The sequence below is a fragment of the Novosphingobium fluoreni genome (genome assembly GCF_014196615.1).
GTDB classification, from domain to species: Bacteria; Pseudomonadota; Alphaproteobacteria; order Sphingomonadales; family Sphingomonadaceae; genus Novosphingobium; species Novosphingobium fluoreni.
On sequence record NZ_JACIDY010000003.1, the window covers coordinates 315909 to 341880 of the forward strand.

A 25972-nucleotide genomic window follows, 5' to 3' on the forward strand; every position below is an offset into this window, starting at 1 on the left:
CGGGGAGCGTAAGCTCTCCGCCCTTTTTTGTTGGTTGGTTCAGGCGGGAGCGGCGTCGAAGGCGACGGTCAGGCGGTGGCCGCCGGTGAACGGGCGAGTGCCGTGATAAAGCGTGCTGGGGAACAGGGCGAGCGTGCCTTCGCGGGGCTCGAACAGGGTCGTGGGTGCAAGGTCCAGGCCCAGGTCCGGTGGCGCGCCGCCGATTTCCAGCCAGCCGTCTTTATTCACCGCGTCGATTGTCTCGGGCAACCGCATGTAGAGCGCGGAAGACAGCATTCCCTGCGGATGGATATGCACCTCATGCTGCCCGTTCGCCGCCAGGCGGACGGACCAGGAACCAGCGATCCGCCACGGCGCATCGCGATGACGCAGCAGCGGATGATGTTCGTCCGCGGGCGGCAATTGGGCGCGGTGCCTTTCCAGCGCGGCCTGGATCGCGCGTTGCAGTTGCCGCAGTTCCGGTTCGAGACGCGCGAACAACGCGCCGCGTGTCTGCGTGCCGCCGCGCACGGATTGGCCGATCGGCTGGGCCGAAGCATCGTGCAGCCGATCCAGCACGGCTACCGCACCGGCAAAGTCCGCCGCTTCCTCTTCCAGCGGCACGCGATCGATCAGGCCCGGCTGGCCGTGCAACCACGCTTCGCGCTCATCACCAACCTTGCGCCAGGCGAGGCTGCGCAGGGCCCAGCCTTCGATACTTTCCGGCTGGTCTTGCAGATGGCGCCCCAGCAGCGCCTCGGCGCGATCGGGCTCTCCCAGACGCAGGCGATGGCGCGCGGCGACGAGGCGTGCGGCGGGTGTATCCTCGCCCAGGCGCGCGATAAGGCCGCTCGCCCGATCGCAATCACCCACCCGACTGGCAGTCGCGGCGGCGAGGAGCAGGATGCGCGGATCGTTAGGGTGCGCCTGCGCGGCACGGATCGCGACTTGCGCCGCCAGATCGTGGCGAGCGACACCGGCCAGCGCCTCGCTCCAGCTAAGGTACAAGTCCGCGGCTTGGGTCGGAGCCTTGGCGATGGCAACTGCGTAATGCGCGGCAAACTCCGTCTCCGATGCGCCCGCAGCGTACGCCAGTTGCGCGCGCAGCTTTTGCGCTTCGGGCCAGCCCGGCAAGGCATCGGCCACTTGCTGGGCGATCGCGCGCGCGTCAGCCGCGGCGCCACCTGCGTCAAGCGCCATGGCGCGGCCCAGCCATAGCTCTGGGTTGCCGCTGTCGACGCCAAGCGCCTGCTCATAGCGGCCGGGCGCATCATCCTCGCCCCGTTCCAGCGCGATACGGGCGCGGCCGTGGAGCGACAGGCCATGCTGAGGCGAGAGCGCCAGGGCACGGTCATAGCTGTGCGCTGCGGCATCCAGATCGGCGGCCTGCCGCTCCAGCCCGGCCCGGACCGACCAGTACCGCACTTCGCGCGCCGCCAGGGTCTGCACTTTAGCCAGCCGGTCGAGCGCGGTCGAAACCTCACCCGCTTCTCCCAAGGCGATGGCGTGATTGATCACGAACTCGGCAGAGCGCGGGTTCAGCTTCGTGGCGCGTTCATAGAGGGCCAGAGCCCTTGCGGTCTGTCCCAGTCGCAAAGCGGAGCCCGCCGCGCTGTTGGCCAGGGCCGCGTCACCGGGCGCCGCCGCCATCGCCTGATCGAACAACGGCGCCGCACCCGCGCCGTCTCCCCGCTTCTCAGCGGCCAAGGCCTGTTCACGCAGCAGAGCTGGCGATGCGACCCGGCTCACCGATCGCGCACCCAGCCCGTGATCGCGAACCGCCCGACCGGGGCGAACGGCGGCACATAGCCGACATTGTGCGGCTGCGGCACCGCGAACAAGTTGAGTGCGTTGAAACGAGGACGCCACCCCTCGATGATGTCGCCCTGATCGTCGAAGAAGTTCAGATAGCCGCCCCAGTCCGGCTTCCACTCCCGCGCGAAGTTCAGGACATAGGCGACGCGCCAGCCATCGGCGACTTGGCTGTCGTTATGCAGGCCCAGAAAGTCTCCACCCGCGTATAACGTCGCCTGTGCATCGGCCTTGAGGAGCGTGGGGATGCCGGTCACTTCGCGAACAAGGTCGAGAAACGGCTGATCGTTCAAGTGCTCCACCAGCAGGTCCATCGGCGATCCGGGGTTCGCCTGCGCCAGATAGGCTTCCACCATGGCGAAACTGTTGAAGCGGAAGGCGTAGTCGCCCTTGCCCGCGGCCTGTTGCAGCACCTGGGCAATCTCCTGCCGCCGCGTAATCGGCATCGCAGCGAGTTGCTCCGATGTCATGCGTTGCGGAGCATGGTCGCTCGCCTGCCAGGCAAAACCCCATGGCACCTGACTTTCCAGGATATCGCGAATGACGTTGGCCGTGCGCTCGGTCAGCACATCGCGCACTTGCACCCGGCCATGTTCGCGATATCGGCGCTGCAGGTCCGCGCGATCAAGATCGGGATTGATCTCGAAAAGGGGAATGGTCACGCAGGTGGCCTCTCTTGAACAGGCGTGGCGATATACAGGCACGGCGCACGCTTTGAGAACGGCGCGGTTTGGTGCATGTCGTCGCGGCTATGAGCGTGACCTTTACCCTCAACCCCGCGATCGACGCAACGGCTCTTGCCCGCACGTATCGCGAGCAGGGCCGCGTGCGGATCGGCAATTTCCTGGCGGGAGGTGGTGCGCAGCAATTGCGCGATGCCCTCGCCGCGCGGCAGGACTGGAAGCAGGTGATGAACAGTGGCGAGCGCGTGGTGGAGCTTGATCGCCCCACGCGCGCGCAGTTGACGCCCGAGCAACTTAGCCAGCTGGACGATGCGGTCCATGCCGGTGCGCGGTCCGGCTTCCAGTATCGCTACGAGGCGGTGCGGGTGCCCGATAACGATGCGCAACGCGCCGCCAGCGACGATATCGTGGCCGCCTTTGCCCGCTTCCTTTCGGAGGGGCCAGCGCGGGAATTGCTGCGCAGCATCGTGGGCGATGAAGCGATCGCCTTCGCCGATGCCCAGGCCACCGCCTATGCTCCAGGAGACTTCCTTACGGGCCATGACGACAAGGTGGCGGGCAAGAAGCGCTTTGCCGCTTATGTTCTGGGCCTCAATCCGGTCTGGCGGATCGAGTGGGGCGGGCTGTTGCTGATGCACAAGAGCAACCATGACGTGGCGGGCGTGTCACCTGGGTTCAACACGCTCGACCTGTTTGGCATAGGCCAGATGCACAGCGTCAGCCAGGTCACGCGGGCCGCGGCTTGGCGGCGTTACGCAATCACCGGCTGGCTGCGCGCGCGATGACGAAGGCGCAAGCCGTGTGGCAGGACCCGGCCCTGCTGCCCCACGCGCTGGACGCGCAAGGCCGGATCGGCTTTGTTCACGCCGATCTCGACGCGGCGCGACGCCTCGCCTTTCTGGATGGCCGCGCGCAATTCTGGACTGCCGACGGCCCACTACTCCCGGCGCGGGACTTTGCTGCGCTTGCCGCAGATGCGCCGCCGCGCCGTGCGCTCCTTCACATGGCATTCGGGGGATCGACCTTGGCGGCGCGCCTTCTCGATGTTCCGGGCATTACCAGAGTTTGGCGAGAGCCGGCGATCGAGATCGCTTTAGCCGATGCCATCGTGCAAGGGGAAGTCAGCCCAACCACACCCCGCGTGATCGACGCCCTGCTGGCGCGGCCAGTGGCGGGCGAGACCGCGCTGAGCAAGCCGAGCAACTGGGCCAATGTGCTGACACCGCACTGGGCCGCCACCGGAGCCCAATTGGCGCTGATGACCATGGCGCCACGCCCCTACCTTGTCGCGGTGTTTCGCGGAGGGCGCGAGCGGATCAGCTACGTGTTGCGCAGCGCCGCCCACTTCGCGCGGATGGTGCGTGGTGGAGACGCCCTGCTTGCCGCCGCCGCGCAGACATCGCCGCAAGAGCCGCCGTCGCTGCTCCCCGCCGCTCGCCTCGCGCTCGTCAGCCTGGACCTACAATATCGCCTCTTCGCCGGCGCTGGCCCGCGCCCAAGCCTGGACGCCGCCATCTTCAAGCGCGATCCCGTGGCAGGCGCGATGCTGTTGGCGCAGGCGCTGGAGTTGCCTTTGAAGGAGCCGCAAGTGGCAAAGCGCTTCACCGCCCTCGCCGATCGCCATGCCAAGGGAGGCGCCCCGTTCGATCCGGCACAGGAAAGCGCTCTGGACGATGAGGTAGAGCGCCACCACGGGTCCGTCTTCGCCCACGCCTTGGACTGGGCGGCCGAAGCAGGTCTGCGGTTCAGCTTGTCCCAACCGACGCCGCCCGATCGCGAGACTTGACCTGCACGGCGGATCGGCAACACTCGCGAACCGGATCGCGCATCATCAACACAGCGCCTCGTCAATACAGGGGGATACTCCATGCACGCACGCCACGGCCTCGGCCTTGCCGCCATCATCCTCTCGCTTGCACCCATAGCGGCGGGCACTGCCGCGGCGGCTGACAAGCAGAGCCGCGCCCGCGCCGCCGCGATCGACAAGCTCGCAACCTGCAAGGCGATCCGCGAAGATGCCGCACGCCTCGCCTGCTATGATCGGGAAGCATCCTCACTCGTCGCCGCGGCCGACAAGGGGGAGATCAGCGTCGTCGATCGTGAACAGGCCAAGTCCATGCGGCGATCCCTGTTCGGCTTCAGCTTGCCCAAGCTTGGCCTGTTCGGTGGCGGAGACAATGACGTCAGCGACCAGGACGTGGCGAAACTGGACAGCACGATCACCACGCTCACCGCACTGCCGCGCGGTCGCTGGCAATTCAGCATCGCGGAAGGCGGCGCACGATGGCAAACTCTAGAAGCGCCGACGCGACTCATCGATCCGCGCGTAGGTCAAAAAGTGCAGATCGAGCGCGCCGCGCTCGGTTCCTACTGGGTACGGTTCAACGGCCAAAATGGTGTAAAAGGGCAACGGATGAACTGATCGCAACCATTTGTAGATGAACGCGTTATAGGCACCCAAAACGGGGTACCGCGTTTACGTGACACCAGTGTGTCCTTTGCGCCACATCCGCACAATCTCTTGCCGGCGATAACGGCAAACCCGTTGTATCAAAGCAATTTTGCCGCAACACCTTGAACATGGACGCGAGATGAACACTCGCGCCGGAGAGTGGACGAACAGGGTGAGGCGAACGCCTTGTGCGTCCGGGGCAAAGGACACACGACGTGAAATCATCGATAGCCAAGGCCGCCCTGCGCGGCGCCACCTGCCTGACCGTGATTGCGGCCATTGGCTCCACTGCTGCCTTCGCGCAGGATAACCAGACCACCCGCGAAGACGGCACCCCGCTTCCCACAGCCGAAACTTCCGCGGCCGATACCGGCTCGATCGTCGTGACCGGATCGCGTATCCGCTCGGCCAACCTGGAATCGACCAACCCTGTCACTGTGGTGTCGGGCGAACAGTTCTTCCAGACCGGTCAGGTCTCGGTAGGTGACGTGCTCAACGAACTGCCGCAGCTGCGCAATACCTTCAGCCAGCAGAATTCGACCCGTTTCTTGGGAACGCGCGGTCTGAACCTGGTCGACCTTCGCGGCTTGGGCAGTGTTCGCACGCTGGTTCTGGTCAATGGCCGCCGTCACGTTGCGGGTGATATCCTTTCAACGGGCGTTTCGGTCGATACTAACACCATCCCGACCGACCTGATCGAAAACGTCGAAGTTCTCACCGGTGGCGCATCCTCGATCTACGGTTCGGACGCGATCGCCGGTGTCGTCAACTTCAAGCTGAAGACCGACTATGAAGGTCTGCAGCTGCGTGGCAATGCAGGCATCTCAAAGTACAAGGACGCTGGTAACCAGTACATTTCGCTTCTTGCAGGCAAGAACTTTGCCGAAGGCCGCGGTAACATCGCGATCAACCTGGAATACGCCCACCAGTCACAATACGATGCCACAGGTCGTCCGCTTGCGCGCAACGATGGTTTCGTCACCGTCGATACCGATCCGGCCTCCGCACCCAGCGACGGCAATCCTGACCGTACATTCTTCCGCGACATCCGCTCTGGAACGATCTCGCTCGGCGGCCTGACCGCGTTCCGCTACGCTGGTGCAAACGGTCCCTGCGGTGGCTTCGGCGGCTCGGCCTATACCTGCACCTACTTGTTCCAGCCGGACGGTACGCTCGCGCGCCAGACCGGTGATCGGGTCGGCGTTGGCCCGAACGGCGCTTACATCGGCGGCAACGGCTACGTCGGTCGCGAAGGCCAACTCTTGACCTTTACGCCAGACCTGAAGCGCTACTCCGTCAACATGCTCGGACACTTCGAAGTGAGCCCGGCATTTGTACCGTTCTTCGAGGCAAAGTATGTCCGTACCGAGGCACGCGGATCGCAAAGCGGCCCGTTCTTCTCGCAAGGGACCACGCTGGGCGATGCGACCGAGATCGCCGGGTTCCAGGATCGTTCGTTTGCCAATTCCGGTGCGGCGATCAATTTCGTCAATCGTGAAGGTATCCGGCTCGACAACCCATACCTGAACGCTGGTGCCCGCGCGACGATCACCAATCAGATCGTGGCTGCGCTGAATTCAGGCCAGTACGGCGTCAACCCGAACACTGGCGCCTCGTTTAAGACTGCGACCAACACCGACGCGCAGGCTGCTGCCGCCCGCGCTGCTGCCCTCGCCCAAGTTGCGGACGGCACCTATCGTTTTGGACTTCGCCGGAACTGGCTGGACCTTGGCATTCGTGACGAGCGGATTAAGCGTGAGACTTACCGCGCGGTCCTCGGCGTCCGTGGTGACTTCAACGATGGCTGGAACTACGAAATCTCCGCCAACTATGGAGAGTTCAAGGAACGCAACCTGATCCAGGGCAACGTCAACACGCAGCGCTTTCTGCTGGCTCAGGACACGGTACGTGATGCCAACGGCGTGATCCGCTGTCGCGCGCAGGTCGATCCGCGCTATGCCGGTGCCGACGCTGGTGGCAATCCCGCCCAGTTGGCCGCGGACGTTGCCGCTTGCGTTCCGCTCAATCCGTTTGGTCAGGGCTCGGCCAGCCAGGCCGCGCGCGACTATTTGATCGTGCCATCGGTTGCGACCGGCAAGATCACGCAGTTCGTGGCCTCGGCGTTCGTGGCCGGCGACACCAGCAAGTGGTTCAGCCTGCCCGGTGGCGCCATCGGCTTCTCGGTGGGTGCAGAGTATCGCCGCGAAACCAACCGTTACGACCTGGATGACTTCACGCAGGCCGGTTATGCTTTCTACAACGCCATTCCGTCGCTGACCGCGCCCGCCTTCGAAGTTAAGGAAGTCTACGGCGAAGTGAACGTACCGATCCTGAAGGACGTGCCGTTCTTCCGGGAGCTGACGATCAAGGGTTCGGGCCGTATCGCCGATTACAAGGGCGCGACCGGTACCGTTTACACCTATGCGGGTGGTGTCGACTGGCGTCCAATCCAGGATGTTCGCTTGCGTGGTACGTACTCGCGATCGGTTCGTGCGCCGAACCTTTCGGAGCTTTACGCCGCTCAGGGCCAGAACTTCGCGCCGAACTTCGTTGATCCTTGTTCGGCACGTAACATCGGCACCGGTTCGGCCAATCGTGCCGCGAACTGCGCTGCCGCCGGTATCCCGACCAGCTACGACTTCGTTTATTCGCAGTCGTTGGAAACGCTGTCTGGCGGCAACCCCAACCTGCGTGAAGAAAAGTCCGATTCGTACACCGGCGGCGTAGTGTTCACGCCTTCGTTCCTGCCCGGGTTCTCGATCTCGGCCGATTACTATGACATCACCGTCAACAATGTGATCGCGTCGATCAATGCCCAGCAGGTCGCCAACCTGTGCTATGACTCCGCAAACCTGTCGAACCAGTTCTGCAGCCTCTTCCAGCGCGCTGGCGCCGGCGGCGGTGCGGCTGGCGAGCAGCCTTTCCAGATCCTGGAAGGCTCGCTGCTGGAAGCTTCGGCAAACTTCGCAAAGCTGAAAGCGCGCGGTGTCGATACGACGATCGACTACCGTCACTCGTTCGACTGGGGCACGCTGAACCTGCGCGCGATCTGGACCCGCGTCCTGCAGCGCGACGATTTCACCAACCCGGACGATCCCAGCTTCCGCGATCGCATTCTGGGCGAACTGGGTGACCCGAAGAACGAAGTTAACGTGAATGCTAGCGTGAAGTTGGGCCGCGTTACTCTGGGTTACCAGCTGCGTTGGATCGATAAGATGTACCTCAACACGTATGAGGACTATAATTCGCTCAATGGTCTGCCGCCGCAGAACACGGACTTTGCCGACGTGAAGTACTATCCGGACACGTTCTACCACGACGCCCGGGTCGATATCGATGTCTCCAGCCAGTTCAACCTGACGCTGGGTGTCGACAACATCGGCAACAAGCTGCCGCCGTTCGGCCTGACCGGCGTAGGCAACGGTCTGAACACTGCCGCAAACGGTGGTGCCGGCATCTACGATGTGCGCGGTCGCAACTTCTACGCGGGCTTCCGCGCCAAATTCTGATCTAGCGCGGATCGCATAAGGTTAGGGGCCGGCGGAGTGATCCGCCGGCCCTTTTCTTTTGCCGTCATCAGGTCAATGGTTTCCGTATGACTGACGATCCTCTCGACAAGGCTGATCAATTATTGGCCGCAGGGCACATCGGCGCAGCAGTGGATATCGTGGAACATGCCGCCCTATCCAGTGCTGCGGCAATGTTCCGGTTGGCGACGTGGCACCTGGTTGGCGACCCGCTTCCACGCGATCTGCCGCGCGCCCGCTTGCTGCTCAGGCAGTCGACCGATGCCGGAAATGCGGACGCGGCGATGATGGAGGTGGCGCTTACGGCCAATGGCACCGGCGCGCCGCCGGACTGGGCATCCGCGCGCCGTCTCCTTGAAGAGGCTGCTGCGCGTGACATCGAGATAGCGCAAAAGCATGTGAATTTGCTTTCGGGAATGGACATCGACGCCCAAGGCTATCCGCGGCGGCTTCCACCCCCGGAAAAGTTGAGCGATACGCCGCTGGTCCACAGCTGGCGAAATGTTTTGACTGCCGATGAGTGCGCTCATCTCGCGACCAGCGTTCTCGATCTGCTTGGCCCTTCCATGGTCGTCGATCCGCGGACCGGCCAGCAAATTGCCCACCCCGTGCGCAAGTCATCTGCGGCGGTCATCGGTCCGACGCGGGAGACGTTGCCAATCCAGGCGATCCAGCGGCGATTGTCAGCGATGACCGGCACCAGTGTGAGCGCGGGCGAGCCTCTGGCCATCCTGCACTACGCGCCGGGCCAAGAGTACTTGCCGCACGTGGATACCCTACCCCACGAGCCAAATCAGCGCGTCATGACGGCGCTGATCTACCTCAACAAAGGATACCTGGGCGGCGAAACGCACTTCCCCGGAATCGGCCTGACAATGGCCGGCAAAGCGGGAGATGTGCTCGTTTTCACCAATACGCAAGAAGACGGCTCACCTGACGCGCGAAGTCGCCATGCTGGACTTCCCGTTCGTAACGGTACTAAGTGGCTGGCCACCCGCTGGATCAGGAACCAGCCCCTCGACATCTGGGCGTCGAGGGGCTGAACCCATCACTCCACGTTGATCGCCAAGGCGCCGTCGCCTTCGTCGATGTGGACGGTGGTGCCGTCGGGGATGTCTCCGGCCAGCAGCTTTTCGGCCAGCGGGTCTTGCAGATAGCGCTGAACGGCGCGCTTTAGCGGGCGGGCGCCGTAGACCGGGTCGTAGCCGACACGGCCCAGCCAGCGCTTGGCGGCGTCGGTCAGGTCCAGCGTGATCTTGCGGTCCTTCAGCAGGTTCTGCACGCGGCCGACCTGGATTTCCACGATCGGCCCCATCTCGCCTTGGCCCAGGCGGTGGAACAGGATCACCTCGTCCAGCCGGTTGAGGAACTCAGGGCGGAAGTGCCCGCGCACGATCTCCATGACTTGCGGTTCAACGGTCGAGACTTCCTGGCCCTCGTCCAGATTGGCCAGATACTGGCTGCCCAGGTTGCTGGTCAGGATGATCAGCGTGTTGGTGAAATCCACCACGCGGCCCTGCCCGTCGGTCAGGCGGCCGTCGTCCAGCACTTGCAGCAGCACGTTGAAGACATCGGGGTGCGCCTTTTCCACCTCGTCGAACAGCACGACCTGATAGGGCCGGCGCCGCACCGCTTCGGTCAGCACGCCGCCTTCGTCATAGCCGACATAGCCCGGAGGCGCGCCGATCAGGCGGCTGACGGCGTGCTTCTCCATGAACTCGCTCATGTCGATGCGCACCATCGCGTTGTCATCGTCGAACAGGAAGCTCGCGAGCGCTTTGGTCAACTCGGTCTTGCCGACACCGGTGGGACCAAGGAACAGGAACGAGCCCATCGGGCGGTTGGGGTCCTGCAGACCGGCGCGGGCACGCCGCACCGCCTTGGACACCGCCGTGACCGCAGCGGCCTGACCGATCACGCGCGTGCCGATCGCCGCTTCCATGTTGAGCAACTTTTCGCGCTCGCCCTGAAGCATCCGGTCGACAGGCACGCCGGTCCAGCGGCTGACCACGCCGGCAATATCGTCCGCCGTCACTTCCTCGCGCAGCATGGCGTTACCGGCCTGCGCTTCGGCTTCCGCCAGCTGCTTTTCCAGCGCGGGGATCGTGCCATAGGACAGTTCGCCGGCACGACCAAGATCGCCCTGCCGCTGTGCCTGCTCCAGTTCCAGGCGCGCCGCATCCAGCTGCTCCTTCAGCTTGCCCTCGGCGGCGATCTTGTCACGCTCGTTCTGCCAGCGGGTGGTCAGTTCGCTCGACTGCTGCTCGAGATTGCCGAGCTCTGCGCGCAAGTTCGCCAGGCGATCCTTGGAGGCGGTGTCGCTCTCCTTGGATAGCGCCATCTCCTCGATCTTGAGCTGGATTATGCGGCGGTCGAGCTTCTCGATCTCCTCGGGCTTGCTCTCCACTTCCATGCGGATGCGGCTGGCGGCCTCGTCCATCAGGTCGATCGCCTTGTCCGGCAGGAAGCGGTTGGTGATATAGCGGTTCGACAGGGTCGCCGCCGCCACGATCGCGCCGTCGGTGATGCGCACGCCGTGGTGCAGCTCGTACTTCTCCTTGAGCCCGCGCAGGATCGAGATCGTGTCCTCGACCGTCGGTTCGTCAACGAAGACGGGCTGGAAGCGGCGCTGCAAGGCGGCATCCTTCTCGACGTACTTCTGGTATTCGTCGAGCGTGGTCGCGCCGATGCAGTGCAGTTCGCCGCGTGCGAGCGCGGGCTTGAGCAAGTTGCCCGCATCCATCGAACCTTCGGACGCGCCCGCGCCGATCAAGGTATGCATCTCATCAATGAACAGGATGATCTGCCCCTCGGCGCCCTTCACCTCGTCGAGCACGGCCTTCAGCCGCTCCTCGAACTCGCCGCGATATTTGGCGCCGGCGATCAGGCTGCCCATGTCGAGCGACATCAAGGTGCGATCGCGCAAGCTATCAGGCACGTCGCCGTTGGCGATGCGCAGGGCAAGGCCCTCGGCGATAGCGGTCTTGCCGACGCCGGGATCGCCGATGAGGACGGGATTGTTCTTGGTACGGCGCGCCAGGATCTGCACGGTGCGCCGGATTTCCTCGTCTCGGCCGATCACCGGATCAAGCTTGCCGTTGCGCGCCGCTTCGGTGAGATCGCGGGCGTATTTCTTCATCGCGTCGTAGGCGTTCTCCGCCCCGGCACTGTCGGCCGTGCGACCGCCGCGCAAGTCCGTGATCGCCTTTTCCAACGCGGGCGCGGTGAGATTGGCCGCGGCCAGCGCCTTGCCGGCCGCCGTGGTCGTGGCGAGGGTGAAGGCTAGCAACAGCCGCTCCACGGTAACGTAGGCATCGTTGGACTTGGCCGCCAATTGCTCCGCCTGATCGAGCACGCGCACGGCATCGTTATCCAGCCCCGGCGTGGTCTGGGCGCCCGAACCGCTGACGGCCGGAATCTTCTCCAGCGCGGCATTGACGCCGTCCAGCGCGAACTTGGGATTGCCGCCCGCGCGCTGGATCAGGCCAGCGGCCATGCCCTCGCCATCGTCGAGCAAGGCCTTGAGGATATGCTCGGGCGTGATGCGCTGGTGGTTGAGCCGGATCGCGGTGGTCTGCGCGGCCTGCAGGAAACCCTTGGCGCGGTCAGTGAACTTTTCGAGATTCATGGTGGGACGTATCCTCCTGTCTCCGGCGATGTGGTGTGACTTATTGGTCACACAAGATGGGGCGGCGGAATTTTCGTTGGCAACGCGGCATCCTCAATCCGCCGCCTACTGCTCCGTCGCCCCGGACTTGATCCGGAGCCCCAGGTCAGGCCCCGGAAGACCGAGGCTGACGGGGGGCCGACGGGTTGGGCGATTGAACCGCCTCCCATCAGTTCGCCATGTACTCACGCCCTGGCTTTGCTACGCTGCCGGCGATGTACGAACTTGACGCGGTGCGCGTATCTTATGGCGGCGTGGACGCCTTGGCCCCTACCACTCTCAGCATCGCGCAGGGGGAAACGGTGGTGCTGCTCGGCCCTTCCGGTTCCGGCAAGTCGACATTGCTGCGATGTCTGATCGGCTTATCTCCCTATGACGGCACGCTGCGGTTCGACGGGGCTGAGGTCAAGGATTGGCGACCGGTGCGGCGGCGTCTGGGCTATGTGATTCAGGAGGGCGGACTGTTCCCGCACCTGACCGCGCGCGGCAACGTGACGCTGGCCGCGCGCGAGTTCGGCTGGGACAAGGCGCGGATCGACGCGCGGGTGAGGGAACTGGCCGAATTGGTGGCGCTGGACGCGGCGCAGCTCGATCGCTTCCCCGCCGGGCTGTCGGGCGGCCAGCGCCAGCGCGTGGCGATGATGCGGGCGCTGATGCTGGGCCCGGACGTGCTGCTGCTGGACGAGCCGCTCTCCGCGCTCGACCCGGTGACGCGGCTGCGGCTGGCAGGCGAACTGCGCGACATCTTCGCGCGGCTGGGCATGACCGTGGTGATGGTGACGCATTCGCTGCGGGAGGCGCGGTTCTTCGGTGGCCGCGCCATTCTGATGCGCGATGGCCGGATCGTGCAGCAAGGAGACATCGCCGATTTGCAGACGCAGCCGGCGGATGATTTCGTGGCCGAGTTTCTGGCGGCGGAGGAGGCGTTGTGATGGCCTTGTCTTCGCCACGCTGGCTCCCCCAAGCCTTGTCCTTCCAGCGCAGAACGGGCGGTAGAAGGCGTGCGCGAGGTTGGCTGGTGCTGGCGGCCGTCATCCTCGCCCTGCTCATCCCCACGCTTGCGCAAGCCAAGCCCGTCACCGTCGGCTCGAAGAAATTCACCGAAAGCGTCATCCTTGCCGAAATGGCCCGCATCGCGCTGGAGCAGGCGGGCGTGCCCGCCACGCACCGCCGGGAACTGGGCGGCAGCCGCATCCTGTTCGATGCGGTGGCGGCGGGCGATATCGATTTCTACCCCGAATACACCGGCACCCTGCGCTTCGAGACGTTCGCCGATCGCAAGCTGAAGGACGACGCCGCGCTCGCCCCCATCCTTGCCCAACGGGGCCTGGCCCTGTCGAAGCCGCTGGGTTTCAGCGACGGTTACGCCCTGGCCATCCGGGTCGACACGGCGAAGCGCTATGGCGTGGCCACCCTGTCAGACCTGGCGCGCCACCCGCAGCTGAATGTCGCGGTATCCAACGAATTCGTCGACCGCGCCGATGGCTGGCGCGCGCTCTCCGCCGCTTACGGCTATGGCGCCATCAAAGTGCGCGGGATCGACCATGACCTGGCCTATCGCGCGCTGGCGGGCGGGCAGATCGACGTGACCGACGTCTACACCACCGACGCCGAGATCGCCGCCTACAACCTCGTCGTACTGAAGGACGATCGCGCGTTCTTTCCGCGTTACGACGGCGCCTTCCTCTACCGGCGAAGCCTGCCTGCCAAGGCCGTCGCCGCGCTCGATGCCTTGGCCGGTCGTCTCGACGAGGCGAAGATGCGCGAACTCAATCGCAAGGTTCGCATCGATGGCATGAGCGAAACCGATGTCGCGCGGGAGGCTCTGGGCCTGAAGGCCGATACCACCGCGCAGGACACGCTCTGGTCCCGCCTGCTGGCCCGCACGCGTGAGCATTTCGCGCTGGTGGCGGTGGCGCTGGGGTTGGCGCTGGTGATCGCCCTGCCGCTGGGCATCGCCGCCGCCCGTCTGCCGCGCCTGGGCACGCTGGTTCTGCCGCTGACCGGGGTGCTGCAGACGATCCCCAGCCTGGCGCTGTTCGTCATGCTGATCCCGCTGCTGGGCATCGGCGCGGCTCCCACGATCGCGGCGCTGTTCCTCTATTCGCTGCTGCCGATCGTGCGCAACACGCATGCCGGGCTGACCGGCATCTCGCCCACCTTGCTGGACAGCGCCGAAGCGCTGGGCCTTTCCCGCAAGACGCGGCTGCTGCGGATCGAGCTGCCGCTGGCACTGCCGACGATCCTGGCGGGCGTGCGCACCGCCGCCGTGATCGCGGTAGGCCTGGCGACGCTGGGGGCGATCATCGGCGCGGGCGGCTATGGCCAGCCGATCCTAACCGGCATCCGCCTGGCCAACAACGGCCTGATCCTGGAGGGCGCGGTGCCCGCCGCCGTGTTCGCGCTGGTGATCGAAGGCGCGTTCCACCTGCTGGAGCGCGCGATCACGCCACGGGGCTTGCTCAAATCCACCCAATAAGTCCCGTTCGTGTCGAGCGAAGTCGAGACACGACAACGCTTGGTCAGCCTGTCTCGACTTCGCTCGACACAAACGGAAGGACGTTGAGTAGCCCGCTTCCCCCCTAGCCCTCCCCCGCCAAGCTGCTACATCTTCGCCCCATGCGTCACTTCCAGACTGCGGCCCTGTCCGCTCTTGCCGCCGCCCTCGCCTTCAGCGCCAGCGCGCCCGCCGTTTCCAAGGGAACCGCCGCCCCGCCCGCCGCGCAGGCTCCGGTTTCCCCGGCCGAACTGGTCGGGAAGGTGGATATCCCGTTCGAGAAGTTCATGTTGGCCAACGGCCTCACCGTGATCGTCCACACCGATCGCAAGGCTCCGGTGGTCGGCGTCACTACTTATTATCGCATCGGCTCCAAGTACGAACCGCGCGGCAAGACCGGGTTCGCGCATCTTTACGAGCATCTGTTCTTCGGCGGATCGGCCAACGTTCCCAACTTCGATATTCCGCTGGAAGCGGCCGGCTCCACCCCCACCAACGGCTCCACCTGGTATGATCGCACCAACTACGTCGAGACGGTGCCCACCGGTGCGCTGGACCTGGCGTTGTTCATGGAAGCGGACCGGATGGGCCACATCCTGCCCGCCGTCACGCAGGACAAGCTCGATAAGCAGCGCGGCGTCGTCCAGAACGAGAAGCGGCAGGGCGATAACGAGCCTTACGGCCTGATGGACTATGCCATCGGCGAGGGTCTATTCCCCGTCGGCCACCCCTATCGCCACGCCACCATCGGCTCGATGGCGGACCTAGACGCGGCCACCGTGGGTGACGTGCGGCAGTGGTTCACCGATCACTACGGCCCCAACAACGTGGTCCTGGCGCTCAGCGGCGACATCGATGCCAAGACCGCGCGACCGCTGGTGGAAAAATGGTTCGGCAATATCCCGCGCGGTCCCGAAGTGCGCGCCGTGAATGCCACCCCCGTCACGCTTTCGGCACCGCAGACCCGGCAGATGACCGATCGCGTGCCCGTGATCCGCCTCACCCGCAACTGGAGCGGCCCGGGCCTCAACGATCCGGACTCCGCCGCGCTTCGGGTCGGCATGTTCATCCTGGGCGGCCTTGCCAGCTCGCGGCTCGACAATGCGCTGGTGCGTGGGCAGGAGCTCGCCGTCTCGGTCACCGCCGGGGCCCAGCAATTCGAGCAGGTGAGCTTCCTGCAAACCAGCATGGACATCAAGCCCGGCGTCGACCGCAAGGCGGCCGAGGCCGCGTTCGACAAGGTGACGGCGGACTTCGTCGCCCAGGGCCCCACCGCCGACGAAGTGCGCCGTGCGGTGACGAGCACGCTCAGCGCCGAGATCGGGGGTCTGGAAGTGGTCGGCGGCATGTCGGGCAAGGGCGCGACACTGGCCGAGGGTGAGCTGTATTCGCGCGATCCGGCCAAGTACAAGGAAGACCTGGCGCGCATGGCCGCGCTCACTCCGGCGGATGTCCGCAAGGCGCTGGCCAAGTGGCTCAACCGCCCGGCCTTCGCGCTGGATGTCGTCCCCGGAGAGCGCACCGAATCCGGAGAGAGCATGGGCGGCTGGGGCGATGAGGCTGCCAAAGCAGCAACGCCGGACCCGAAGACGGCACCGCCCCCCCTGCCCGCCGCGCCGAAGCTGACTGCGCCGCCGGTCACCCCCATTGCCGATCTGGTGTTTCCCACGGTGGAACATGCCACCTTGTCCAACGGCATCCCGGTCGCCCTGGCGCGGCGCACCGCCATCCCCAAGGTGTCACTCTCGATCAGCTTCGACGCGGGCTATGCCGCCGATTCGCTGGACAAGCCGGGCACGCAGTTCCTGATGCTCTCCTCGCTGGAGGAAGGCACCACGACGCGCAACGCCACCGCCATCGCCGAGGAGCAGGAACGGCTGGGCGCGTCGATCGGCGCGGGCGGCACGGTCGATCGCAGCAGCATCGGGCTGACCGCGCTCACCGCCAACCTCGCCCCGTCGCTCGCGCTGCTGGCGGACGTGGTGCGCAATCCCGCGTTCCGGGCGGAGGATGTCACGCGCGTGCGCAGCCAGGCGCTTGCCGGATTGCAGCAGGTCGAAGCCTCGCCCCAGGCACTGGCGCAACGCACGCTGGACGGACTGCTCTTCGGCCAGCACCCTTATGCGCTGCCGTCCGACGGCCTTGGCAATGCCACCTCGCTCGCCAGCCTGACTCCGGTGGACTTGCGCAATGCCCACGCCAAGTGGCTGCGCCCCGATCTGGCGCGCATCACCGTGGTGGGTGACATCACCATGGCGCAGCTGAAGCCGCTGCTGGAAACCGCGTTCGGCCAGTGGGTGCCACCGGCAAGCGCAGCACCGAAGAAGGCTCTGGACGCCCCCGTCCCGACCGCCCAGGCGCGGATCGTCGTGCTGGATCGTCCCGCTTCGCCGCAATCGTATATCGCCGTGGGCCGCGCCCTGCCGATCCAGGGCACGACGCAAGGCACCGAGGCGCTCAACCTCGCCAATGACGTTCTGGGCGGTGGCTTCCTCTCGCGCCTGAACGGCGATCTGCGCGAGGACAAGGGTTGGAGCTACGGCGTGTTCTCCGCCGTCACGCGCCCGGTCGGCCCGCGCACGCTGATGGTGGCGGCTCCCGTGCAGACCGATAAGACCGGCCCGTCCGTCCAGGCCATCCTGGCTGACATGAAGGCTTTCCCCGGCAAGGCCCCGGTCACCCCGGTAGAGTTGCAGCGCGTGACCGAGGGCGCGATCCGCGCGATGCCGAACCAGTTTCAGACCAACGGCAGTGTCCTCCAGGCGATCGAAACGAACGCGCGCCTGGGCCGTCCGGACAACTACTATCAGACGCTCGCCAGCACCTATCGCGCCATCCCTTCGCCCAAGATCGAGGAGGCGGCGCGCCAGTACTTGCAGCCTGATGGCATGACGATCGTTATCGTCGGAGACCGCAAGCAGATCGAGCCGCAGTTGAAGGCCGTCGGCCTGCCGGTCGAATATCGCGCCGCACCCGCCGTGGGCGCGGCCACCAAAGGAAATTGATCATGAGCGCCGCCGGAACCTGGGATATCCGCATCAAGACCCCTATCGGCGATCAGACCGCGCGCCTGGAAATCGTGCCCGATCACGCGGGCGGCTTTACCGGCACCGTCAGCGGCGATCCCGGATCGATGCCAATCTCGGGCACGATCGCCGGGGACAACGTGCGGTGGAGCATGAAGACGACCAAGCCCATGCCGCTGGACCTGGATTGCGATGCCACGATCTCCGGCGATACCTTGAGCGGCGGCGTGAAGGCCGGGATGTTCGGCACCATGGCGCTCAGCGGCACGCGCGTCGGCTGACGCGCGCGACGATAACGCACTATACGGGGACCCATCGTTCGCCACGCACTTTACGGCGGCCTCGGCAAAGCCTAGATCGCCCGGCACTATGCGGATCGAGTTCACCAAGATGCACGGCCTGGGCAACGACTTCGTCGTGCTCGACGCGCGTGAGCGGGCGATACCCGAGATTGACGCGGAATCGGCGGCCGCCATCGCCGATCGCCATACCGGGATCGGATGCGACCAGCTCGTCGTGCTCGAACCGTCCAGCCAGGCCGATTTCCGCATGCGCATCTTCAACGCCGATGGCAGCGAGGTTGAAGCCTGCGGCAACGCCACCCGCGCGATCGGGCTGCTTCATGGCGAGGCCGCGCGGATCGAGACACTGGGCGGCATAGTCTCTGCCCAGCCCTCGAAAGACGGCGTGGCGGTCGAGATGGGCAAGCCGCGCTTCGGCTGGAACGAGATTCCGCTGGCCTATGCGATGGATACCCATTCCCTGCCGGTCGGCTGGGAGGAACTGACGGACCCTATCGCGGTGAACGTCGGCAATCCGCATGTGATCTTCTTCGTGCCCGATACCGGCGCGGTGGACCTGGCGCGGCTCGGCCCGGAAATCGAGCATGATCAACTGTTTCCAGAGCGGATCAATGTCAACGTCGCCACGATCACGTCACGCGGCTCCATACGCCTGCGGGTGTGGGAGCGTGGCGCCGGGCTGACCCGCGCTTGCGGCACCGGGGCCTGCGCCACCGCGATCGGCGCGATGCGGCGCGGGTTGGTCGATCGCAAGGTGATCGTGAAGCTGCCGGGCGGTCCACTCGCGATCGAATGGCGCGAGGATGGCGAGATCATCATGACCGGCCCTGCCGCCGAAAGTTTTCGCGGTGAGTTCGATGCGACCGCCTATGGCCTGTTCGCCTTTGGCACCGCCGGTTGAGACGCAGCTGAGTGAGCCTTGAAGTCCACTCCCTAGGCTGTCGGCTGAACCTTGCGGAAAGCGAGCAGTTGCGCGCCTTGCTGGCCAGCGCGGACGATCTGGTCGTGGTGAATTCCTGCGCGGTCACGGCGGAGGCGGTGCGGCAAACGCGCCAGACCATCCGCCGCGCCCGCCGGGCCCGGCCCGATGCACGGCTGCTCGTCACCGGTTGCGCGGCGGAAGTGGAACGCGATGCCCTGTCCGCGATGCCGGAGGTCGATGGGCTGATCGCCAACACCGCGAAGCTCGATCCGCGCGCCTGGAACGTGCCCGCGCCCGCCGCTCCGCTGCGCCCCATCGGCTATACGCGCGGCTTCGTGCAAGTGCAGAACGGGTGCGACCATGCCTGCACCTTCTGTGTGATCCCCCAAGGCCGAGGAGTCAGCCGCTCGCGCCCCGTGGCGGACGTTCTTGCCGAAGTGGCGCTGCATCTGGACGCCGGAGTGCGCGAGATCGTGCTGACCGGCGTCGATCTCACGTCCTGGGGCAGCGATCTGCCCGGCACGCCCCGCCTCGGCCAGCTATGCGAGGCGATCCTGGCGCGCTTTGCTGCCTTGCCCCGCCTGCGCCTGTCGTCGGTCGATGGTGCGGAAGTGGACGACACGCTGTTCGATCTGCTCGCCGCCGAAACGCGGATGATGCCGCACCTCCACTTGTCGCTGCAATCGGGCGACGACATGATCCTGAAGCGGATGAAGCGCCGCCACAGCCGCGCCGATGCGATCGCTTTGGTCGAGCGGCTGCGCGCGCGGCGGCCCGACCTCAGCATCGGTGCCGACCTGATCGCCGGTTTCCCGACCGAGAGCGAAGCGATGCATGGCCAGAGCCTCTCGATCATTCAGACGCTGGATGTGGTGCATGGCCACGTCTTTGCCTACTCGCCGCGCCCCGCCACGCCAGCAGCGCGCATGCCGCAAGTGCCCATCGCCACGATCCGGGCGCGTGCAGCTGAGTTGCGCCGCGCCGTCGCCCACCAACGCGCCGCGTGGCTCGGCCGCTTGATCGGCACGCCCCTGGCCGTGCTGGCCGAGCGCGGGGGAACCGGCCACTCCGCCCAGTTCGCGCCGGTTGTGCTCCCCGAAAACACCGCGCCGGGCGCCTTGTTCAGCCTGACCCCGTCGCGGGTCGTGGAAGGAATGCTGCAATGAACACCCAAGTGCCGCCAGACAACACGGCGGGCGATGGCTGGTCTGAGCGGTTGTTCGGCGGCTTTCGCAAGACCTCTGAGCGCTTGTCCGGCAACTTGTCCGGCATCGTCGGCAAGACCCGGCTGGACGACGAACAGCTCGATCATCTCGAAGACGCGCTGATCATGTCGGACCTGGGCCCTCGCGCCGCGGCCCGCATCCGTGCGCGCCTAGCGGACGAGCGGTTCGAACGCGATGCTGACGAACGGGCGATCATGGAAGTGGTCGCGCGCGAGATCGCCGAAATCCTGCGCCCCGTGGCCAAGCCGCTGGACATCATCGCCTTCCCGCGCCCGCAAGTGATCCTGGTGATCGGCGTCAACGGATCGGGCAAGACCACCACGATCGCCAAGCTGGCGCATCTGTTCCAGGAACAGGACTATTCGGTGATGCTGGCGGCGGGCGATACGTTCCGCGCCGCCGCGATCGGGCAGCTGGGTGTCTGGGCCGAACGCGTCGGCGTGCCGATCGTGCGTGGCCCTGAAGGCGGCGACCCGGCCAGCATCGTGTTCGACGCAGTGAAAGCCGCGACCGATCAGGGCATCGACGCCCTGATCGTCGACACCGCCGGGCGGCTGCAGAACAAGCGCGAGCTGATGGACGAGCTGGCGAAGATCCGGCGTGTTCTGGGTCGGCTCAATCCCGCCGCCCCGCATGACGTGGTGCTGGTGCTGGATGCCACCAACGGCCAGAACGCGTTGTCGCAGATAGAAGTCTTCAAGGAAGTGGCCGGCGTGTCCGGATTGATCATGACCAAGCTGGACGGCACCGCGCGCGGCGGCGTCCTGGTGGCGGCAGCCGAGCAATACGGCCTGCCGATCCACGCGATCGGCGTGGGGGAGAGGATCGACGACTTGCGCCCCTTCAACCCCGACCTGCTCGCCCGCGTGATCGCCGGGATCGCCTGACATGACCACCGCCGCCAAGCCGAAAGAGAAATCCTCCTGGGTCAACCTGCTGGTCGACTTCGGGCCGCTGCTCGTCTTCTTTCTGACCTATCGCCACTTCTCCCCCGCCGATGACGAGAATGGCGCGGGGATCGTGCTGGCCGTCACCAAGAGCACGATCGCCTTCATGTTCGCCACGCTGGTGGCGCTGGTCGTGTCGAAGTGGCGGCTGGGCCGCGTTTCGCCGATGGTGTGGCTGTCATCGGCGCTGATCCTGGGCTTCGGCGCGCTGACCGTATTCTTCAACGATCCCTTCTGGATCCAGATCAAGCCCACCGCCGTATACGTGCTGTTCGCCGCCGTGCTGTTCGGCGGGCTGATCAAGGGCAAGGCGATGCTGCGCTACCTGTTGCAGTCCGCCTTCGAGGGACTGGACGACGCCGGGTGGCTGAAGCTGTCGCGCAACTGGGCGATCTTCTTCGTGTTCCTCGCCGGACTGAACGAGGTACTGCGCCATGTGCTGACCTTCGGCGGATGGCTGCAGGCCAAGCTGTGGCTGTTCACCGGGCTCTCGTTCCTTTTCACCTTCTCGCAGATCCCGATGGTGATGCGCCACGGGATGGGCGAGGAGGCGAAGGAGGAGTTCGTCGAGAATCCGCCGGTGGATCAATAGCCCCTTCACCTGGCACAACTGAGCCGTCTCCCTGGGCTCGACCCGGGATCCCGCTTACTTCCGCTCAATCGCGGAAACAAAGTGGGCCCCCGGATCAACTCCGGGGCGACAAGCATCATCCCTTCCCGTATTCAGCATAGCGGCGCTTACCGCAGCGCCGGCAGCAGCTCCGCTTCGACAAACCGAATGAAGCCTTCCTGGTCATCGCCCGGGCATGCCAGCACCAGGTGATCGAACCCCGCGTCCAGGTACTTGCGAATGGCCGCCAGATGCACTTGGGCGTCCGGTCCGGCGGGGATCGTGTCCTTCAGGTCCTCGGGGCGAACGTACTTGGTCGCTGCTTCGAAGCCCGCAACGTCGCGCAGCTCTGAATTTACCGACCAGTCGAAGGCGCTGAAGCGGAAGCGTTCGTGCGCAGTCTTTCGGCCCTGCTCTTCGGTTGGTGCCCACGCCAGCATGACCTCGCCGTAGATCGGACCGCCCGAACCACCAGCCGCGTCCTTGTAACTCTGCACGATTTCGGAATCGGGAGACGTCGCCATGATTCCGTCCGCCTTTTCGGCGGCAAGCGCGATGGACTTGGGACCGCTGACGCCCAGCGTCAGCACGATCGGCTTATCCGGCACGTCATAAAGCTGCGCATGGTCGACATCGAAGAACTGGCCTTCGAAGCTATGAACCTTGCCATCCCACAGCAGCCGAAGGATATCGACCGCTTCGCCCAGCATCTCGTGCCGGATCGGGGTGGACGGCCATAGCGCGCCGGTGACGTGTTCGTTTAATCGCTCCCCAGCGCCCACTGCCAGGCTGAACCGGTCATCGCTCATCACGGCGATCGTGGCGGCGGCCTGCGCGATGATGGCCGGATGATAGCGGATGATCGGGCAGGTCAGCCCGGTGGTGATACCGATCCGATCGGTAGCATGGGCGATCGCGCCCAGCACGCTCCAGGCGAAGGAGGCATGGCCTTGTGCTTCCAGCCAGGGATGGAAATGGTCTGAGATCGAAACGAAATCGAACCCCGCCGCCTCTGCCCGCACCGTGTTGGTGACGAGCGCCTTGGGCCCGTGTTCCTCGGTCATCAGCTTGTATCCGAACTTGGTCATCGCGCGCACTCCTGCAAGGTCATGCGTCAGCAATGCGCGGATCGGCGAATGGTTCTGGGATGGCGCGACGAGACTGGCAGGAGGCGGCAAGGAGACCCGTGCCGCTTGTCCCGCGCCTAGATCTCGACCTGGCTTCCCAATTCCACCACGCGGTTGGTGGGCAGGCGGAAGAACTCCATCGCGCTGGCGGCGTTGCGCATCATCCAGGCGAACAGCTTTTCACGCCAGATCGCCATGCCCGGCTTGGCCGAGGGCAGCAGCGTCTGGCGGGAGAGGAAGAAGCTGGTCTTCATCATCTCGAACGGGCCGCCGCAGATCTCGGTATGCGCCAGCGCGGCGGGCACATCGGTTTCCTCCATGAAGCCATAGCGCAGCGTCAGCCGGTAGAAGCCCTCGCCCAGGTTCTGGACGGAGAAGCGCTGATCGGGCTCGACCCAGGGCTCGTCCTGCACCTCTACTGTCAGCACGATCACGCGTTCGTGCAGCACCTTGTTGTGCTTGATGTTGTGCAGCAGCGCCGATGGAACGCCGACATTGGTGGAGGCCATGAAGATCGCCGTGCCCGGCACTCGCGCCGCACTGCCGTGCGCGCTCTTGGCGAAGACGTTGAGCGGCAGCGCCGCCTCGGTCATGCGATCGCGCATCAGGCGGCGGCCACGGTTCCACGTGGTCAGCAGGGTGAAGGCGATGAAGCCGATCAGCAGCGGGAACCAGCCACCATCCGTGATCTTGGCCGCGTTCGCCGCGAAGTAGGTGCCATCGACGATGAAGAACAGCAGCGCCACCGGCACCGTCAGCCACTTGGGCCATTGCCACAGCACCACGAACAGCACCGTCATCAGGCAAGTGTCGATCAGCATCGCCCCCGTCACCGCGATGCCATAGGCCGACGCCAGGTTGGACGAGTTGCGGAAGATCAGCACCAGCACGATCACCCCCCACATCAGCGCGAAATTGACGAAGGGGATGTAGATCTGCCCCACTTCATGCTCACTGGTGTGGCGGGTGGAGAGGCGCGGGATGAAGCCCAGCTGCATCGCCTGGTGCGTGATCGAGAATGCGCCCGATATCACCGCCTGGCTGGCGATGAAGGTGGCGCAGGTCGCCAGGATCACCAGCGGCAGGCGCAGCGATTCGGGCGCGAGGTGGAAGAACGGGTTCTCCATCGCCTGCGCGGCGGAGGCATCATCCATGCCCAGGATCAGCGCGGCCTGGCCGAAGTAGTTGAGCAGCAGGCACGGCATGACGAAGCCGAACCAGGAAATGCGCATCGGCCCACGCCCGAAATGCCCCATGTCGGAATAGAGCGCTTCCGAGCCGGTCACCGCCAGCACCACCGAGCCCAGCGCCAGGAAGGCCAGCATTTTGTCGGTCAGGAAGAACTGGATCGCATACCACGGGTTGAGCGCCAGCAGCACGTGGGGCAGCTGGACCAGGTGCCAGATGCCCAGCACCGCCAGCACCACGAAATAGATCACCATCACCGGGGCGAACAGCGCGCCCACCTTGGCAGTGCCGCTCTTCTGGATCAGGAAAAGCGCGATCAGCAACACCAACGCGATCGGCAGCACCAGCGGGCCGAGTCGGCTTTCGACGACCGTCAGCCCCTCCACCGCCGAGAGAACCGAAACCGCCGGCGTGATCATGCTGTCGCCGTAGAACAAGGCGGTGGCGAACACACCCAGCAGCACGACCAGGCCGGACTTGCGCGATTGACTCAGTTTGCCGGAGATCAGCGCCACCAGCGCCAGGCTGCCGCCCTGCCCCTTGTTATCGGCGCGCATCAGTATGCCGACGTACTGGATCGAGACGACCAGCGTCATCGACCAGAAGATCAGGCTGACGACGCCCAGAATGTGCAGTTCGTCGATCGCCAGAGGGTGTGGGCCCACGAACGTCTCGCGAAAGGCGTAAAGCGGACTGGTGCCGATATCGCCGAACACCACGCCGATCGCCCCGAAGGCGAGCTTGCCCAGGCTGTTGACGTCCTTGTGGGATTTGGGCGGAACCGCCTCCACCTGCGCCGTCGCCGGGTCGACGACAGCGCCATCGGCAGACGCGTTGGAATCAGCGGAATCCCGCGATGCATCACTCATGCGTGCGCCCCCGTGATCACGCTCAAGCACCGTCCTGCATCTGCGGCATCGGCGCGCGTTAGCAGCATGCCATCAGCCTAGCAACGCGTCTCAACGCGGGCGCTGGCCGCTTTGTTGCGCGGCGATCAGAACATCGATGCGCATCAGCTTGTCTTCCAGCTCGGCCCGCCACTTCGCATCGGGCGGTGTCGCCTTCAGCAGCCGCTGCCAAAGTTCGCGCGCTTCCTGGAATCGCCCGGATTGGGCGAGCGCCAGACCCAGGAAAAACGGCGGCCCCGGCTGCTCCGGCCCGGCCTGCGCGGCGCGGCGGTAGGCGTAGAATGCGGCCGGGGTCAGCTGGCCCTCCGCATGGGCGACCAGCGCGTTCGCCATCGCCAGCCAAGCCTCGGCGTTCTTCGGATCGTCGGCGGTGGCGGCGCGGAGCATCGCGGCGGCATCGGCGAACTGGCCGTTTCGAGCCAGGGCATCCGCCACGATCACCCAGCGGTCGGTGGGCGGTATCCCGCTTTTCGTCACGCGGCCACGCGCCCGGACGAGCGCGGCCGGATCGCCGGACACGGTTTCCTGCGCGGTCTTGGGCGCGGCGGGCATATCGGGACGGCCCTGCCAGGCATAGCCGGCAACACCCAGCAACAGGGCCGCGCCCAGCGCTTCCCAGCCTCGTCGCGGTGCCCGCAGGACGAATGCGGCAACCAGGAACGCAGCCGCCGCCAAGGCGATCACGAGAACCCAAGTCATGCGCGTCTTCCGAAAACGAAGCGGTTGCGCAGCAGGAACGCCGCCAGCGCGATCAGGGCGATGGGCAACACGAACAGCGGCCATGTCAGCGTGGAGACGCGCGGCGCATAGCTGACGTAATCGCCATAGCGCTCGATCAGCCACGACCGAATCGCCTCGGGTTGCTCACCCGCAGCGATGCGCTCCCGCACCAGCGACCGCATCGAGCCTGCAATCGGCGCATCCGAATCGGCGATCGACTGGCCTTGGCATTGCAGGCAGCGCAGCGTTTCCATCAACTTCTGCGCCTTGGCCTCCTGGCTGGCATCGTCCAGCTGGCGGTAAGCGTAGGGCGCGGTCGATTCCATTTCCTGCGCGATGACGGCTGGCGAGAGCATCGCGGCGATGGCCAGCATCAGCA

20 protein-coding genes are annotated in these 25972 nt (G+C 65.5%); 13 read left to right on the forward strand and 7 right to left on the reverse strand.

Translation table 11 applies throughout. The annotated features are described in order from the left end of the window. Nucleotides 1-39: 39 nt before the first annotated feature. Together GGR39_RS08705 and GGR39_RS08710 are read right to left on the reverse strand one after the other, a co-directional pair. Nucleotides 40-1728: a tetratricopeptide repeat protein gene (locus tag GGR39_RS08705; RefSeq protein ID WP_183616758.1), complete on the reverse strand. Its 1689-nt coding sequence runs from the start codon at nucleotides 1726-1728 to the stop codon at nucleotides 40-42. After that, the gene (locus GGR39_RS08710; protein WP_183616759.1) at nucleotides 1725-2453 is read right to left on the reverse strand and encodes a 2OG-Fe(II) oxygenase family protein; all 729 of its coding nucleotides are present in this window, start codon (nucleotides 2451-2453) and stop codon (nucleotides 1725-1727) included. Before GGR39_RS08710 ends, GGR39_RS08705 begins: the two co-directional genes overlap by 4 nt. 89 nt (nucleotides 2454-2542) lie before the next feature. On the opposite strand from GGR39_RS08710, the gene GGR39_RS08715 reads away from it, so the two are divergent. From GGR39_RS08715 to GGR39_RS08735, 5 genes are all read left to right on the forward strand, one after another. After that, nucleotides 2543-3259, forward strand: a complete 717-nt coding sequence (locus tag GGR39_RS08715) for a 2OG-Fe(II) oxygenase (protein WP_183616760.1) — start codon at nucleotides 2543-2545, stop codon at nucleotides 3257-3259. Beyond that, nucleotides 3256-4260 carry a hypothetical protein gene (locus GGR39_RS08720; protein ID WP_183616761.1) on the forward strand — a complete coding sequence of 335 codons (1005 nt, stop codon included), beginning with the start codon at nucleotides 3256-3258 and terminating at the stop codon, nucleotides 4258-4260. The genes GGR39_RS08715 and GGR39_RS08720 overlap by 4 nt, the downstream gene beginning before the upstream one ends. Nucleotides 4261-4341: 81 nt before the next feature. Then, the gene (locus tag GGR39_RS08725) at nucleotides 4342-4896 is read left to right on the forward strand and encodes a hypothetical protein (protein ID WP_183616762.1); all 555 of its coding nucleotides are present in this window, start codon (nucleotides 4342-4344) and stop codon (nucleotides 4894-4896) included. Between the two features lie 245 nt (nucleotides 4897-5141). Continuing rightward, nucleotides 5142-8435, forward strand: coding sequence for a TonB-dependent receptor domain-containing protein (locus GGR39_RS08730; protein ID WP_242867076.1), 3294 nt, complete (start codon nucleotides 5142-5144; stop codon nucleotides 8433-8435). 158 nt (nucleotides 8436-8593) lie between these two features. Beyond that, nucleotides 8594-9496, forward strand: a complete 903-nt coding sequence (locus GGR39_RS08735) for a 2OG-Fe(II) oxygenase (RefSeq protein WP_343055835.1) — start codon at nucleotides 8594-8596, stop codon at nucleotides 9494-9496. 5 nt (nucleotides 9497-9501) lie between these two features. Here the strand turns inward: GGR39_RS08735 and clpB are convergent, their stop codons facing one another. Next, complete coding sequence (gene clpB, locus GGR39_RS08740; protein ID WP_183616764.1) at nucleotides 9502-12081, reverse strand: ATP-dependent chaperone ClpB; 2580 nt, start codon at nucleotides 12079-12081, stop codon at nucleotides 9502-9504. A 218-nt stretch (nucleotides 12082-12299) separates the two neighbouring features. On the opposite strand from clpB, the gene GGR39_RS08745 reads away from it, so the two are divergent. The 8 genes from GGR39_RS08745 (at nucleotide 12300) to GGR39_RS08780 (ending at nucleotide 21632) form a co-directional block, all read left to right on the forward strand. Then, nucleotides 12300-13052 (forward strand): ATP-binding cassette domain-containing protein, encoded by a 753-nt coding sequence (locus GGR39_RS08745; protein ID WP_246388522.1) that lies wholly within the window; start codon nucleotides 12300-12302, stop codon nucleotides 13050-13052. Nucleotides 13053-13138: 86 nt separating this feature from the next. Next, the gene (locus tag GGR39_RS08750) at nucleotides 13139-14599 is read left to right on the forward strand and encodes a glycine betaine ABC transporter substrate-binding protein (RefSeq protein WP_183616766.1); all 1461 of its coding nucleotides are present in this window, start codon (nucleotides 13139-13141) and stop codon (nucleotides 14597-14599) included. A 140-nt stretch (nucleotides 14600-14739) separates the two neighbouring features. Next, the gene (locus tag GGR39_RS08755) at nucleotides 14740-17622 is read left to right on the forward strand and encodes a M16 family metallopeptidase (RefSeq protein WP_183616767.1); all 2883 of its coding nucleotides are present in this window, start codon (nucleotides 14740-14742) and stop codon (nucleotides 17620-17622) included. Nucleotides 17623-17624: 2 nt separating this feature from the next. Further along, on the forward strand, nucleotides 17625-17924 hold the full coding sequence (locus GGR39_RS08760) for a hypothetical protein (RefSeq protein WP_058736021.1): 300 nt from the start codon (nucleotides 17625-17627) through the stop codon (nucleotides 17922-17924). A gap of 88 nt (nucleotides 17925-18012) precedes the next feature. After that, a complete protein-coding gene (gene dapF, locus GGR39_RS08765) occupies nucleotides 18013-18846 on the forward strand; it encodes a diaminopimelate epimerase (protein WP_058736020.1) in 834 nt (277 codons plus the stop codon). Between the two features lie 11 nt (nucleotides 18847-18857). Continuing rightward, complete coding sequence (locus GGR39_RS08770; RefSeq protein ID WP_183616768.1) at nucleotides 18858-20033, forward strand: radical SAM protein; 1176 nt, start codon at nucleotides 18858-18860, stop codon at nucleotides 20031-20033. Continuing rightward, on the forward strand, nucleotides 20030-20980 hold the full coding sequence (gene ftsY / locus GGR39_RS08775) for a signal recognition particle-docking protein FtsY (protein WP_183616769.1): 951 nt from the start codon (nucleotides 20030-20032) through the stop codon (nucleotides 20978-20980). Before GGR39_RS08770 ends, ftsY begins: the two co-directional genes overlap by 4 nt. A 1-nt stretch (nucleotide 20981) precedes the next feature. Beyond that, nucleotides 20982-21632 carry an inner membrane-spanning protein YciB gene (locus GGR39_RS08780; RefSeq protein ID WP_183616770.1) on the forward strand — a complete coding sequence of 217 codons (651 nt, stop codon included), beginning with the start codon at nucleotides 20982-20984 and terminating at the stop codon, nucleotides 21630-21632. 146 nt (nucleotides 21633-21778) lie between these two features. Here the strand turns inward: GGR39_RS08780 and GGR39_RS08785 are convergent, their stop codons facing one another. From GGR39_RS08785 to GGR39_RS08800, 4 genes are all read right to left on the reverse strand, one after another. Further along, complete coding sequence (locus GGR39_RS08785; protein ID WP_183616771.1) at nucleotides 21779-22738, reverse strand: TIGR03557 family F420-dependent LLM class oxidoreductase; 960 nt, start codon at nucleotides 22736-22738, stop codon at nucleotides 21779-21781. 116 nt (nucleotides 22739-22854) lie between these two features. Further along, nucleotides 22855-24834, reverse strand: coding sequence for a potassium transporter Kup (locus GGR39_RS08790; protein ID WP_183616772.1), 1980 nt, complete (start codon nucleotides 24832-24834; stop codon nucleotides 22855-22857). 90 nt (nucleotides 24835-24924) lie between these two features. Beyond that, a complete protein-coding gene (locus GGR39_RS08795; RefSeq protein WP_058736014.1) occupies nucleotides 24925-25572 on the reverse strand; it encodes a tetratricopeptide repeat protein in 648 nt (215 codons plus the stop codon). After that, complete coding sequence (locus tag GGR39_RS08800; protein WP_183616868.1) at nucleotides 25569-25967, reverse strand: cytochrome c-type biogenesis protein; 399 nt, start codon at nucleotides 25965-25967, stop codon at nucleotides 25569-25571. The genes GGR39_RS08795 and GGR39_RS08800 overlap by 4 nt, the downstream gene beginning before the upstream one ends. Between the last annotated feature and the right edge of the window lie 5 nt (nucleotides 25968-25972).

Bases quoted from the DNA above. Each gene is read 5' to 3' on its own strand.
- GGR39_RS08725 (WP_183616762.1), top strand. From the start codon at position 4,342: ATGCACGCACGCCACGGCCTCGGCCTTGCCGCCATCATCCTCTCGCTT.
- GGR39_RS08720 (WP_183616761.1), top strand. From the start codon at position 3,256: ATGACGAAGGCGCAAGCCGTGTGGCAGGACCCGGCCCTGCTGCCCCAC.
- dapF (WP_058736020.1), top strand. From the start codon at position 18,013: ATGCGGATCGAGTTCACCAAGATGCACGGCCTGGGCAACGACTTCGTC.
- GGR39_RS08800 (WP_183616868.1), bottom strand. From the start codon at position 25,967: ATGCTGGCCATCGCCGCGATGCTCTCGCCAGCCGTCATCGCGCAGGAA.
- GGR39_RS08795 (WP_058736014.1), bottom strand. From the start codon at position 25,572: ATGACTTGGGTTCTCGTGATCGCCTTGGCGGCGGCTGCGTTCCTGGTT.
- ftsY (WP_183616769.1), top strand. From the start codon at position 20,030: ATGAACACCCAAGTGCCGCCAGACAACACGGCGGGCGATGGCTGGTCT.
- GGR39_RS08715 (WP_183616760.1), top strand. From the start codon at position 2,543: ATGAGCGTGACCTTTACCCTCAACCCCGCGATCGACGCAACGGCTCTT.
- GGR39_RS08790 (WP_183616772.1), bottom strand. From the start codon at position 24,834: ATGAGTGATGCATCGCGGGATTCCGCTGATTCCAACGCGTCTGCCGAT.
- GGR39_RS08745 (WP_246388522.1), top strand. From the start codon at position 12,300: ATGTACTCACGCCCTGGCTTTGCTACGCTGCCGGCGATGTACGAACTT.
- GGR39_RS08760 (WP_058736021.1), top strand. From the start codon at position 17,625: ATGAGCGCCGCCGGAACCTGGGATATCCGCATCAAGACCCCTATCGGC.
- clpB (WP_183616764.1), bottom strand. From the start codon at position 12,081: ATGAATCTCGAAAAGTTCACTGACCGCGCCAAGGGTTTCCTGCAGGCC.
- GGR39_RS08780 (WP_183616770.1), top strand. From the start codon at position 20,982: ATGACCACCGCCGCCAAGCCGAAAGAGAAATCCTCCTGGGTCAACCTG.
- GGR39_RS08785 (WP_183616771.1), bottom strand. From the start codon at position 22,738: ATGACCAAGTTCGGATACAAGCTGATGACCGAGGAACACGGGCCCAAG.
- GGR39_RS08755 (WP_183616767.1), top strand. From the start codon at position 14,740: ATGCGTCACTTCCAGACTGCGGCCCTGTCCGCTCTTGCCGCCGCCCTC.